The organism is Flavobacterium sp. (genome assembly GCF_046073885.1).
Classification (GTDB): domain Bacteria; phylum Bacteroidota; class Bacteroidia; order Flavobacteriales; family Flavobacteriaceae; genus Flavobacterium.
In genome coordinates this window covers 1-13,343 of record NZ_JBJTND010000039.1, presented here as the reverse complement: position 1 = coordinate 13,343, position 13,343 = coordinate 1, and the positions used below count along the sequence as shown (strand labels likewise).

Sequence of the window (13,343 nt, the reverse complement as noted above, 5' to 3'; positions counted from 1 at the left end):
GAATGCCAAGAATTGCTGACGAAGTTGAAAAATTCTTTGGTAAAAAAGCTTCTAAAGGAGTTAATCCAGATGAAGTTGTGGCAATTGGAGCTGCTATTCAAGGAGGTGTACTTTCTGGTGATGTGAAAGACGTATTATTATTAGACGTTACGCCATTATCATTAGGTATTGAAACAATGGGTGGAGTAATGACTACACTTATCGAATCAAATACTACTATTCCAACAAAAAAATCGCAAGTGTTCTCTACGGCAGCAGATTCTCAACCATCAGTTGAAATTCATGTATTGCAAGGAGCTAGAACCATGGCGGCAGATAATAAAACAATTGGTCGTTTCCATTTAGATGGAATTCCACCAGCACCAAGAGGAGTTCCTCAAATTGAAGTTACTTTTGATATTGATGCTAATGGTATCATTAAAGTTTCTGCTACTGATAAAGGAACAGGAAAATCGCATGATATTCGTATTGAAGCTTCTTCAGGTTTAACTGCAGAAGAAATCGAAAAAATGAAGAAAGATGCAGAAATGAATGCTGAAAGTGATCGTATCGCTAAAGAAAAAGCTGAAAAATTAAATGAAGCGGATAGCATGATCTTCCAAACTGAGTCTCAATTGAAAGAACTTGGGGATAAATTATCAGACGAGCACAAAACAGCAATCGAATATGCTTTAACCGAATTAAGAATGGCACACCAATCTCAAGATTTGGAAGCAATTCAAAAAGGATTAGATAATGTGAATGCAGCTTGGAAAACTGCTACTGAGGCAATGTATGCTCAAGGTGGTGACCAAGGTCAAGCACAAGAAGCTCCTTCTCAAGAAGCACAAGGTGATAATACACAAGATGTAGATTTTGAAGAAGTAAAATAAGAATATTCTTAAGTATTGAAAAAAAAGCCAGACAATTGTCTGGCTTTTTTATTTATTTATTTTCTATTAAAAATTTTAGTAATCACTACTACGTGTGGAAATGTAATTGCTGCTAAAAACGAGAAAAAGATGGCATTAAATAGTTCTTTGTCTTTTAATAATAAGTAGAGTAAAATTATTCCTACTATTGAAATAAACCAATACAATGCAGCCGATTTACAATAACTCATAAAATTTTGAATTGATAATTTTCCATATAAAAAATTCATTTGTTCTATTATTGATGGTATACTGTGCCATAATATAAAGTAGAGCGCAAATCCCCAAATCAAACTGGATGCTTTAAAAATAATTGCAAATACTAGCAAGTAGAATAATTCAGTTAAAATTTTTCTTCTTAGGCTTTCATATATATAATAGGATAAACTTAACGTTACAATAAATGTTATTCCAACAACATTAAATAGGAGTGGAATTAATGATTTAGAAATTTTAACATTAGTTATTTCATAAACAATGTTTTCTACTTCTTGTGCATGAAAAAGAAATAACAACGAAAATATAAACATCCCATAAGTTAAGAAAATAGTATTCCAAATCCATTTAGGATAATTGTTGATTAATTCTTTCCATTGTTGTTCTCCAAAATGATAGGCACTAACTATAATAAATAGCAAAAGTGTAAGCCAAGGAATTAAATAAAATAATAGTGCGCATAAAATAATTACTAAAACATAGTTTATCAGCGATTTAATAAAATCAGGTGTCTTTTTTGTGCTATTATTTTTATAAATTAGAAGCAAATCATTCGCTCCATGTAAGATTCCAAAGCTAAAAATCAATAAAAATCCTAAAATTATTTGAATTTTACTTGAAAAAAATGAAACGATCCAAAGTCCAAAGAAGCTTGCTACGATTGAGATATTTGAAAATTTTCCCATAAAAAATTATATTTTGTTTAAAATTTTATAAAAAAAATTAAACAAAATGTTTTTATATTGTTTAATATTTTATAAGTTTGTTTAAACAAAACTAATTATTAACTAATTAAAAACCAATTATTATGACAAATTTTATGCTTATCCCTGGAATGGTTTCCAAATTGTTGCCTACTGACTATGTAGGATTTACGTTTTTTATTGGCTGTATGGCTATGATGGCTGCTTCAGCTTTTTTCTTTTTATCACTAAACCAATTTGATAAAAAGTGGCGCGTTTCTGTACTGGTTTCAGGTTTAATTACCTTTATTGCTGCAGTACACTATTTTTACATGAGAGATTATTGGACTGCTTTCCAAGAGTCGCCAACTTTCTTTCGTTATGTAGACTGGACTTTAACAGTGCCATTAATGTGTGTTGAGTTTTACCTAATCTTAAAAGTTGCAGGTGCAAAACAATCATTAATGTGGAAAATGATCATCTTATCTTTAGTAATGTTAGTTACTGGATATGCAGGTGAAACTATCGATCGTCCAAACGCATGGTTATGGGGATTAATTTCAGGTATCGCTTATTTCGTAATTGTTTATGAAATTTGGTTAGGTGAAGCTTCTAAAATTGCTCAAACAGCAGGTGGAAATGTATTATCTGCTCACAAAATCTTATGCTGGTTCGTATTAGTAGGATGGGCTATTTATCCTTTAGGATACATGTTAGGTACAGACGGATGGTACACTAGCATCATCGGAAAAGGAAGTGTAGATGTAGCTTACAACATTGCTGATGCAATTAACAAAATCGGATTTGGTTTAGTTATTTACAACTTAGCGCAACAATCTCAAAAAGACTAATTTCTTTTATAGATAAATTAAAAGCCAGACTAATTAGTCTGGCTTTTTTTTATTAAATACTTTGAAATTCTGCGAAGTATTTTTTCTGTTTTAGTTTGTTTTCTGGATTCGAAATTCGCTTGATAACGCTCGCACAAATGATTAGATTCACTTATTTGGTTTACATCAACTTCAAATAAATTCTTTTGACACAAGGTGCAAAAACGAATTTTTTCATCAGCAGATAATTCCAACCAATTCTCCTGGCAATGCTTTGGAACTATATTGTTTTTTGTTGCCATCAAACTTATTGATTTATTCTAATTTCAAACATTTTATCCCAATTTTTACCAGTTACAAAAAAGGTTTTGGTTTTTGGGTTGTAGGCAATTCCGTTTAATACATCCGTATCCGGAAGCTGAGTGATTTTCTTTTCTAATCCCGACATATCAAGCATGGCTTCAACTGCACCATTTTTTGGGTTGATGATTACAATCGCTTTCTTAAGGTAAATGTTGCTGTATATTTTTCCGTCAACCCATTCCATTTCGTTAACTTCTTTAATCTTATTGTTTTCAGAATATACATTTATGTTATCAATTGTTTTTTGTGTTGACGGATCCATAGTCCAGATTTTTTCGGAACTATCATTAAAGTAGATGTTTTTTCCGTCATTTGTCATTCCCCAACCTTCCGGTTTGTCAAAAACAAAAGTTGATTCTAGTTTCCAAGTCTTTGCATCGTAAATAAATCCGATATGCTCCTTATAGGTTAATAAATAAATTTTATCATTTAATATAGTCAACCCTTCTCCAAAATACTTATCCTCTAATTTTAAACTTTTAAGAATTTTTCCAGTTTTATAATCGGTTTTTAACAATCGAGAAGTGCCATATTGGCCAACACTTTCATATAAAGTGTCTTTGTAAAATTCCAAACCTTCAGTATACGAATTGATGTCGTGAGGGTAGGTGTTTACTATTGTATAAGTTAAAACTTTTGGTGCAAAATCAGAAACTACTTCAATTCGAGTAGAATCGGTTTCAGTTTTTCCTTCAAAATATACGCTGGCTTTTAAATTTTGGTATCCCAATTTCTGATCTTTCAGCGGGAAGGTTAATTCTTTTTTTCCAACTACCGATCCAACTCTTAAATTGTTAATTGAGTAAACAATACTATCAATCTTTTTATTAGCACTATCAATAATGCTAAGTTTAACGGATTCTTTTGGAGTGTATTGTGCTTTCAATACCGCTTCGTTAAAACTAAAATAGCTTTCTTCTGTATCGGCAACTTTGCAACTTACAGCCATAAAAGATGCTAATAAAATGAATTTTAATACGTTATAATTTTTCATTATATAAAGATTGAATTTTCGAAATACAAATGTATTATTTAAGATGTTAAATTCTTGCAAAAAGATAAAAAGATTGTATCTTTGCATCGGCAAGTCCTACACGACCAGCTCCTGCAAAATCCTCCAGGATGGGAACATAGCAAAGGTATGTGGTTGAGCGGTGCGATGTAGGTCGCTTGCCATTTTTTTATTTCCGAACTTGGTTCGGATTTTTTTTTATAACTACTTCTGAGTTTCTTTTTACTTAAAAACAATAATTATTAAATATAGTTTTTATCTTTATACTTTAAAATTATACAAAATGAAATTTCAGCCAATAGTACCCATGATTTGGACAAAAGAACTGAATGAAACAGTTGATTTTTACTGTAATGTTTTAGGTTTTATCTGCGGAAACTACAATGAAAATTGGGGCTGGGCAGCAATTCACAAAGATGATTGTGAAATAATGATTGCCAAACCTAATGTGCACACTCCATTTGATAGACCCTATTTTTCGGGTACTTTTTATATTAAAACTGATGATGTAGATGCACTTTGGAATCAAATAAAAGACAGTGTCAAAATTGCTTACGAAATTGAAGATTTTGATTGGGATATGCGTGAGTTTGCAATTTATGATAATAACAATTATATGATTCAGTTTGGACAAGATATAATTCGAAAGTAAATAATACAATAGTAAAATTATCTTCAAACTTCTAACTTCAATCTATTAAAAATGAGTAAAGTAGTATTTATTACCGGAGCATCTTCAGGAATTGGAAAATCGATAGGTGATTTCTTGCACTTTAAAGGTTATACGGTATACGGCACCAGTAGAAATCCGGAGCGAATTAGCGATTCTTTATTTCCATTGTTGGCTGTTGATGTTCGGAATAAAGAAAGCATTCAAAAAGCAATTATTGAAGTAATTCAAAAATCGGGTAGGGTTGATGTAGTGATTAATAATGCGGGTGTTGGGATAACAGGTCCCATAGAGGAAATTCCAACTGAAGAAATAAAAAACAATTTTGAAACCAATTTGTTTGGTCCAATCGAAGTGATGAAAGCCGTTTTGCCTACCATGCGTTCGCAAAAATCAGGTTTGATTATCAATATCACATCCATAGCAGGTTATATGGGATTGCCGTATCGTGGAATTTACTCTGCTTCTAAAGGTGCTTTAGAGCTTATCACTGAAGCGCTTCGAATGGAAGTTAAATCCTTCGGAATTCATATTACCAATGTGGCTCCAGGAGATTTTGCAACTAATATTGCTGCCGGAAGATTTCACGCACCATTAATTAAAGGTTCTGATTATGAAATCCCGTATGGCACAACGCTTCAAATGATGAACGAACATGTTGATAGTGGTAAAAATCCGAATGAAATGGCAGAAGCAATTTATAAAATCATTCAAACATCAAACCCTAAAGGACATTATAAAATTGGGGCTTTTATGCAAAAATTCTCCATCGTTTTGAAACGAATTCTTCCCGATAAGGTATACGAGAAAATGTTGATGAATCATTATAAAATTTAATAGCCTAGAGCTAGAAAAATTATTTTTAAGAAGCATTCCTAATAAATTGAAAATTGAAATTGAATTCGTAATTTTGCCACATAAACACAACTACATATAATTAATAAACTATGAAATTTTTTATTGACACAGCCAATTTAAATGATATTAAAGAAGCGCAAGCTCTTGGGATTCTTGATGGAGTTACTACCAATCCTTCATTAATGGCAAAAGAAGGAATAACCGGAAAAAACAACATCTTAAAGCATTACGTTGACATTTGCAACATCGTTGATGGTGAAGTAAGTGCCGAAGTAAATGCTACCGATTATGAAGGAATGATTAAAGAAGGTGAGGAGTTGGCTGATTTACACGATCAAATTGTAGTAAAAATTCCGATGACAAAAGACGGAATTAAAGCTTGTAAATACTTTTCGGACAAAGGAATCAAAACTAATGTAACTTTAGTTTTTTCTTGTGGGCAAGCGTTATTAGCTGCAAAAGCGGGCGCTACTTTTGTTTCTCCTTTTGTTGGTCGATTGGATGATATTTCTACCGATGGATTGAACTTGATTCAAGAAATTAGAGAAATCTATGACAATTATGGTTACGAAACTCAAATTCTTGCTGCCTCTGTGCGCCATACCATGCATATTGTAAACTGTGCTAAAATTGGTGCCGATGTAATGACAGGACCATTATCTGCAATTTTAGGGTTATTGAAACACCCACTTACTGATATTGGATTGGCTCAATTTATCGCTGATTTCGAAAAAGGAAATAAATAAACCCAAATTTACACTTCCTACTTAAAGCGATTTTCATTTGAAAGTCGCTTTTTTTATGTAAAAATAATTTTATTTAAGATACCAACACCTTAAAACAAAGATCATAAGTCCTATTTCAAATCTTCTTCAAAATGCACATCAAACAAGTTGGTAAAACCATTTTTTATGGTTTTATCGGCATTAATAATAAGGGTTCGGTGTACTTTGGTAATGGCCCATTTATTTTTGATGTCATCAAAATTAGCACAATGCAATTCGGTAATGCCATCAAATTTATATTTAGGCAATAGTTCTTTCCATTTATTTGTATCGGAATCCAGATTGATGGCTATAAAATTATAATTAGGGTATTTTGCTTTAAGGGCGAGTACTTTTTTATGAGCAGCAAGTAGGTGAGAGGTGAGTTTTTCAGTCCAAAAGAAAACCACCGAATTTTTAGTAATCACCGCATCAGAAGTAGTAGTTTTTCCATCTCGAGAAACTAAGTTAACGGTTGGCAGTTTCTTACCCACATTAAGAAGTTGAATGGCATTTCCAATTTTTAAAACCTCATTCTTTTTGCTGTTATCAGTAGAAAACTTATGGTAGGTTTTTAAAAACTCCTGGTTGTTAACCATGTTTTGGTCTTCCAATAAATACTTTAATGCAATATTGTTTAAAACCATATTTCTAACGCGCTCATTTTTTATTAATGTATCAGCAATATTTAATTTGTTGATGTTGGTTTTTAGAGCCAAATCCAATTCCGAAAAATGATTGTGGTAATGAATTGATCCTACATTATTAAGCATGTGGTCGATGTACATCACAAAAGGAGAAAATTCAGTTAATGCTTCGTTACTGAAATCTATATTTTTTCTAAAAGCATAATAATCTTTTGGAAGTTGCGAAGTGATATCTTCACCAGTTCGCATTTCGTGAATCATTGGGTAAATCTCTTTTTTGGTATAATGCGGAAAATTTACAATCCCTTTGGCATACACATCAAAAGCATCATTCCATTTGATTTCTTCTTTCTTGGTGTTGTAGTATTTTAGATTATCCGAATTGGTTTTATTGATGTATTGATTGAAACGGTTGCAATTGTAATCAAAAACGTCAAACATATTGTTTTTGTCTTTTTCGTTTCTCAAATACATTTCCATTAAAAAGTTGTTTTTTTGATCGCCACGACCACAAAAATTAACGGATCCATCAAAATCTTTCGAATCTACATGCACTTTAATGCTGTCGTTTTTATCGAAATAAACGTATTGGTATTCTGGCTCTATCTTAAAAGTGTACATGCCAGGAGCTAGCGAATCAAATTTTTTAAAGAAAGTATTATCCGTATTTAAAGGAATCGAATCCAATACCACATTATTCTTGCAAAAAAGCACATAATTACTTGTTGGATTAGAAACTTCTCCTCCAAAGTAGGCTGCATAATCTTCTCCCGAAAATTCCTTCTTACAAGAAGTAAATCCGGAGATAACCAGAACAGTTAGTGCTATTATTTTGTAGAATGGGTAGGCTTTCATCTAAACAAATGTATTTAGATGGTTTTAATTTTATTGTTAATCAATAGTTAAATTACTTTCCGATACAGAAATTGGCAAAAATATTGCCCAACAACTCGTCATTTGTGACTTCACCTGTAATCTCTCCAAAGTAATACAATGCTTGTCGAATATCAATTGCAATAAGATCTGAAGGCACGTTTGCTTGTAAACTAAAGCTGACTTTTTGTATTTCCTCTAAGGCTTTAAGTAATGAATCATAATGCCTTGTATTTGTGACTATTGTTTCGTTATTTCGAAGTGCTCCAGTATTTACAAAAGCTAGTAATTGGTTTTTTAATTCTTCAATTCCAGTTTTGTTCTTCGCACTCAAGAAAATTGTTTTTACTTCTAAATTTTCAAGTAATTTTTGAAGTGTTTCTTTTTCTTCTTCCGAAATTAAATCGGTTTTATTTACAACAACTATAAGCGGTTTTAAAGGGTATTTATTTTTTACTTTTTCAATTTCGGTAAGGTATTCCGAACCTGAAGCTTTAAACTTTAAACTTTCAAATAAATACAAAACTACTTGTGCTTGTTCGATTTTCTCAAAGGTTTTCTTAATTCCGATGCTTTCAATTTCATCTTTGGTTTCCCGTATTCCTGCGGTATCAATAAATCGGAAACCTATACCTCCAATTACCAGTTCGTCTTCAATAGTGTCTCGTGTAGTTCCAGCAATTTCGGATACAATGGCCCGCTCTTCATTTAAAAGCGCATTCAATAAAGTTGATTTACCCACATTAGGTTCTCCAATTATGGCAACCGGAATTCCGTTTTTTATAACATTTCCAACAGCAAACGAATCGATTAATCGCTTTAATACAAATTCAATTCGGTGCAATAACTCTTTAAACTGGGTGCGATCAGCAAATTCAACATCTTCCTCAGAAAAGTCCAATTCAAGTTCAATTAAGGAAGCAAAATTTAATAATTCGGCTCTCAATTTTGCAATTTCGCTACTAAAACCACCCCGCATTTGTTGCATGGCAATTTGATGCGAAGCCTCATTATCGGAGGATATTAAATCGGCTACGGCTTCTGCCTGAGACAAATCGAGTTTTCCATTTAAAAAAGCTCTAAGCGTAAACTCGCCCGGTTGTGCCATACGACAGCCTTTTCGAAGTAACAACTGAATAATTTGTTGTTGAATATAAGTAGAGCCATGGCAGGATATTTCAACTACATTCTCGCCAGTGTAAGAATTTGGGTTTTTGAATAACGAAAGTAAAACTTGATCGTAGGTTTTATTTTCGTCTGCAATCGTACCTAAATGAATTGTATGGGTTTTTTGGGTTGTAATGTCTTTACCTGAAACCGATTGAAAAACTTCCGATGCGATGCGAATTGCTGCTTCCCCCGACATACGAATGATTGCCACAGCACCCGCTCCGGATGGTGTAGCTAAAGCAACAATAGTTTTTTGATCTAACATGGTCGATTTTTTTGCAAAGGTATCATTTTTATATTTTCGATTACTAGATTTTTTACCCCTAATTGATACGCTAATTTGCTTTTACATAAAAAGTAGAATGATTATATTTGCGTTATAATTTTTCCTTTTAATCATTTAATATATACCAATGACATTAATAAAATCAATATCTGGAATTCGTGGAACTATTGGCGGTCAAGTTGGAGACAACCTGACTCCTGTTGATGCAGTAAAATTTGCTTCGGCATACGGAACTTTCTTAAAAGAAGGTGCTGGTAACTTAGAAAACGGAAGAAAACTTCAGGTAGTTATTGGTCGCGATGCTCGAATTTCGGGGCCTATGATTCATAATTTGGTGATTAACACCTTGGTTGGATTGGGTATTGATGTTATTGATTTAGGTTTGTCTACAACACCAACAGTTGAGATTGCTGTGCCTCTTGAGAAAGCAGATGGCGGAATAATTTTAACTGCTTCGCACAATCCGAAACAATGGAATGCTTTAAAATTATTAAATGCAAAAGGGGAGTTTTTAAGTGGAAAAGACGGCGAACGCATATTAGAGATTGCTGAGGCCGAAGCTTTTGATTTTGTTGATGTGGATTCGTTAGGAGAAGTTATTTCTAACGATGCTTATATGGATATTCATATCGATGAAGTTTTGAATTTACCTTTAGTTGATGCTGATGCAGTAGCTAAAAGAAAATTTAAAGTGGTGGTTGATGGTGTGAATTCTTCAGGTGGAATCATTATCCCGAAGTTGTTGGAGCAAATGGGTGTAGAATGTGTTAAATTATATTGCGAACCAAACGGACATTTTCCTCACAATCCAGAGCCATTAAAAGAGCATTTGGGTGCTATTTGTAAATTGGTTGTAGAAGAAAAAGCCGATTTCGGAATTGTAGTCGATCCTGATGTTGATCGATTAGCTTTTATTTCAAATGATGGTGAAATGTTTGGCGAAGAATATACTTTGGTGGCTTGCGCCGATTATGTATTGAGTAAAACTCCTGGAAATACGGTTTCAAATATGTCTTCTTCGCGTGCTTTGCGTGATATAACCAATAAACACCAAGGAAACTACCAGGCGAGTGCTGTTGGTGAGGTGAATGTGGTTGCTTTAATGAAGCAAACTAATGCGATTATTGGAGGAGAAGGAAACGGCGGAATCATTTATCCAGAGTCTCATTACGGAAGAGATAGCCTTGTAGGCGTAGCTTTATTCCTAACTCATTTGGCTAATTTGGATGTGTCTGTGGCTGAATTAAGAGCGAGTTATCCGCAGTATTATATGAGCAAAAACAAAATCGAATTAACACCTCAAATTGATGTGGATGCTATTTTAGTTGCTATGACCGAAAAATATAAAAACGAAGATATAGCAACTATTGACGGAGTTAAAATTGATTTTGCTTCCGAATGGGTGCATTTAAGAAAATCGAACACCGAGCCAATCATTAGAATTTATACGGAAGCTCCAACTCAGGCTGCTGCTGATGCATTGGCAAATCGAATTATTGATGAAATCAAAGCAGTTGCCGGAATTTAAGAATTAGGAACTGCACGATAATTTCGAACATCCTATTTTGTCTCTAGCCCAATCGGGTCTTTTGGCGTACCACTTTGAGTATTCAGGTTGTTCGGAATACGGGTTTTTTAATAATTCGTGTAATTCATTCAAAATAGAATAGTCTTCTCCGTTTGCTGCATCTATAGCTTGTTGCGCCATGTAATTGCGTAATACATACTTTGGGTTAACCAAATCCATTGCTGCTTTTCGATCGGCATCCGAAATTAGTTCAGTATTCAATCGAGTTAAGTATTTTTCAAACCAACGTCCCCAAGATTTTATAATGTCTTTTTTTATTTCTTCGGGTTTATAAAATGCTTCGTTTATAGTTGCAAGAGCATTTCCGGCTGTAGCGTCTTTTTTCACCCGACCTAATTCTCGAAAAAACAAAGTCATATCAGTTTCAGATAATTGCATTACTTTTTCAAGACTGGAAATTAATTTTTCATCATCCTTGTGTTCAACTTGCAAACCTAATTTAGACTTCATCATTTGAACATATTTGAAATCATAACTCTTTTTAAAATCAGCAAGTATTTTTTCCAGGGGCTTAGCCTCTTTAATTAAAGGATATAAGGCATTCGCCAAATGATATAAATTCCATTGTGCAATACTCGGTTGGTTTTCAAAACGGTACCTGCGGTGTTCGCTATCGGTGGTGTTTGGGGTCCAATTGAAATTGTAATCTTCCAGCCATCCATACGGACCGTAATCTATTGTTAGACCTAATATGGACATGTTGTCGGTATTCATAACACCATGAACAAAACCAACGCGTTGCCAATGCACAATCATTTCGCAGGTTTTATCTGCAACAGCTTTAAAGAAATCTAAATATTTAGTTGCACCTGTAGAAGTTATTTCAGGATAATAATTATCAATCGTAAAATCAGTTAGTTGCTGTAACGTTTTAATATCATTATGAGCGGCAAACAATTCGAAATTTCCAAAACGAATAAAAGAAGGTGCAACTCTACAGACAACGGCTCCTTTTTCATGTTCGGGATTTCCATCGTAGAGCATGTCTCTTAAAACGGGGTCACCGGTTACCACCAAAGAAAGTGATCGGGTAGTAGGTACACCCAAATGAAACATTGCCTCACTACATAAATGTTCTCTAATTGAAGATCGTAAAACGGCTAATCCGTCTCCTCTACGGGAGTATGGCGTGCTTCCGGCGCCTTTTAATTGAAGTGCATAAATTGCATTTTTGGCTTTTATTTCTGCTAAAATAATTGCCCTTCCATCTCCTAATTGTCCTGCCCAATTTCCAAATTGGTGTCCGGCATAATTCATCGAATACGGTCTGGAATTTGGAATTAATTCCTTACCTGAAAAAAAATTTAAAAAGGCCTCACTAGCTACTTCTTCGTTAGAAATATCCAATAATTTTGCGACTTCTTTTGAAGCATGAATTAGTTTCGGATTGGAAGGAATTCTCGGATTTACATAGGAAAAACATGCATTAAATACCTGCCTCGTTTCGTTCGTTTCAATTGTATCGGCAGGTAAGGAGTTCGAAAAATTATTTTCTATTTGTAAATGCATCTTATTTTTATAGGTTGTATTTCAAATATAATAAAAAAATAATTAATAGTAGTATATTTGAACTCAAATAAATAGCAATGATTACCACCCAAACCAAAACCGAATTAGAAATATATTTTGAACAATTCCGTAAGAACATCATCGGGATTGATCAAGAATTTGAATCTCCTTTTGGGAAGAAGAAAATTATTTATACTGATTGGACTGCAAGTGGTCGTTTGTATCGCCCTATTGAAGAGAAAATGATGAATGAATTTGGGCCATTCGTTGCAAATACACATACCGAAACCACTGTTTCAGGAACGGCCATGACCATGGCATATCATGAGGCAAAACACATTATAAAAAAGCATGTAAATGCTACAAATGATGATGTGTTAATCAATACGGGCACCGGAATGACCGGTGTAGTGAATAAGTTTCAGCGTATTTTAGGTTTGAAAATTCCTGAGAATTTAAGAGAATATACTTCAATTCCAGCGGAATTAAAGCCAATTGTTTTTGTTTCGCATATGGAACACCATTCCAATCAAACCTCTTGGTTGGAAACTATGGCCGATGTTGTGATAATTCCAGCAGACGAAAAGGGGTTGTTTTGTATTGACAATCTAAAAGCACTACTGGTTAAATACCAAGATCGAAATTTTAAAATTGCAAGTATTACTTCATGCTCTAATGTAACCGGAATTAAAACGCCTTACCATGAAGTGGCTAAATTAATGCATCAAAATAACGGTGTTTGCTTTGTCGATTTTGCTTGTTCGGGGCCGTACGTTGCTATTGATATGCATCCTCAAGATCCAGAAAGTTATTTGGATGCTATTTTCTTTTCACCTCATAAATTTCTTGGTGGACCTGGAACTTCAGGTGTATTGATTTTTAATAAAAATTTATACAAAAATAGCGTGCCTGATTGTCCTGGTGGGGGTACCGTAAGTTGGACCAATCCTTGGGGAGAGCACA

At 33.7% G+C, this 13,343-nt stretch carries 13 protein-coding genes and 1 other RNA gene; 8 read left to right on the top strand and 6 right to left on the bottom strand.

The window, feature by feature from the left end:
• A partial coding sequence (locus ACKOWY_RS05235) for an Hsp70 family protein (protein ID WP_408940389.1) occupies nt 1–872 on the top strand: 872 nt, incomplete at its 5' end.
• 56 nt (nt 873–928) lie between these two features.
• Here ACKOWY_RS05235 and ACKOWY_RS05230 read toward each other — a convergent pair.
• Nucleotides 929–1,813 carry a Brp/Blh family beta-carotene 15,15'-dioxygenase gene (locus ACKOWY_RS05230; RefSeq protein WP_408940388.1) on the bottom strand — a complete coding sequence of 295 codons (885 nt, stop codon included), beginning with the start codon at nt 1,811–1,813 and terminating at the stop codon, nt 929–931.
• A 122-nt stretch (nt 1,814–1,935) separates the two neighbouring features.
• Between ACKOWY_RS05230 and ACKOWY_RS05225 the strand changes: the two genes are divergently transcribed.
• A complete protein-coding gene (locus tag ACKOWY_RS05225) occupies nt 1,936–2,661 on the top strand; it encodes a bacteriorhodopsin-like (protein WP_408940387.1) in 726 nt (241 codons plus the stop codon).
• A gap of 29 nt (nt 2,662–2,690) precedes the next feature.
• Here the strand turns inward: ACKOWY_RS05225 and ACKOWY_RS05220 are convergent, their stop codons facing one another.
• The gene (locus ACKOWY_RS05220) at nt 2,691–2,942 is read right to left on the bottom strand and encodes a hypothetical protein (protein ID WP_408940386.1); all 252 of its coding nucleotides are present in this window, start codon (nt 2,940–2,942) and stop codon (nt 2,691–2,693) included.
• 5 nt (nt 2,943–2,947) lie between these two features.
• Nucleotides 2,948–3,997 carry a glutaminyl-peptide cyclotransferase gene (locus ACKOWY_RS05215; RefSeq protein WP_408940385.1) on the bottom strand — a complete coding sequence of 350 codons (1,050 nt, stop codon included), beginning with the start codon at nt 3,995–3,997 and terminating at the stop codon, nt 2,948–2,950.
• An 87-nt stretch (nt 3,998–4,084) separates the two neighbouring features.
• On the opposite strand from ACKOWY_RS05215, the gene ffs reads away from it, so the two are divergent.
• The 4 genes from ffs to fsa all read left to right on the top strand — a co-directional run bounded on the left by ffs (nt 4,085) and on the right by fsa (nt 6,289).
• Nucleotides 4,085–4,182: signal recognition particle sRNA small type (gene ffs, locus ACKOWY_RS05210), an RNA gene on the top strand.
• A gap of 116 nt (nt 4,183–4,298) precedes the next feature.
• A complete protein-coding gene (locus ACKOWY_RS05205) occupies nt 4,299–4,667 on the top strand; it encodes a VOC family protein (protein WP_408940384.1) in 369 nt (122 codons plus the stop codon).
• A gap of 51 nt (nt 4,668–4,718) precedes the next feature.
• Nucleotides 4,719–5,522, top strand: a complete 804-nt coding sequence (locus tag ACKOWY_RS05200) for an SDR family oxidoreductase (protein ID WP_408940383.1) — start codon at nt 4,719–4,721, stop codon at nt 5,520–5,522.
• 110 nt (nt 5,523–5,632) lie between these two features.
• Complete coding sequence (fsa, locus tag ACKOWY_RS05195) at nt 5,633–6,289, top strand: fructose-6-phosphate aldolase (RefSeq protein WP_408940382.1); 657 nt, start codon at nt 5,633–5,635, stop codon at nt 6,287–6,289.
• 110 nt (nt 6,290–6,399) lie between these two features.
• On the opposite strand, the gene ACKOWY_RS05190 is transcribed toward fsa, so the two are convergent.
• Together ACKOWY_RS05190 and mnmE are read right to left on the bottom strand one after the other, a co-directional pair.
• Nucleotides 6,400–7,809 carry a TlpA family protein disulfide reductase gene (locus tag ACKOWY_RS05190; protein ID WP_408940381.1) on the bottom strand — a complete coding sequence of 470 codons (1,410 nt, stop codon included), beginning with the start codon at nt 7,807–7,809 and terminating at the stop codon, nt 6,400–6,402.
• 52 nt (nt 7,810–7,861) lie between these two features.
• Complete coding sequence (mnmE, locus tag ACKOWY_RS05185; RefSeq protein WP_408940380.1) at nt 7,862–9,262, bottom strand: tRNA uridine-5-carboxymethylaminomethyl(34) synthesis GTPase MnmE; 1,401 nt, start codon at nt 9,260–9,262, stop codon at nt 7,862–7,864.
• Nucleotides 9,263–9,410: 148 nt separating this feature from the next.
• Between mnmE and glmM the strand changes: the two genes are divergently transcribed.
• A complete protein-coding gene (gene glmM / locus ACKOWY_RS05180) occupies nt 9,411–10,811 on the top strand; it encodes a phosphoglucosamine mutase (protein ID WP_408940379.1) in 1,401 nt (466 codons plus the stop codon).
• A gap of 3 nt (nt 10,812–10,814) precedes the next feature.
• On the opposite strand, the gene ACKOWY_RS05175 is transcribed toward glmM, so the two are convergent.
• On the bottom strand, nt 10,815–12,380 hold the full coding sequence (locus ACKOWY_RS05175; RefSeq protein WP_408940378.1) for a protein adenylyltransferase SelO: 1,566 nt from the start codon (nt 12,378–12,380) through the stop codon (nt 10,815–10,817).
• Between the two features lie 77 nt (nt 12,381–12,457).
• Here ACKOWY_RS05175 and ACKOWY_RS05170 point away from each other — a divergent pair.
• A partial coding sequence (locus ACKOWY_RS05170; RefSeq protein WP_408940377.1) for an aminotransferase class V-fold PLP-dependent enzyme occupies nt 12,458–13,343 on the top strand: 886 nt, incomplete at its 3' end.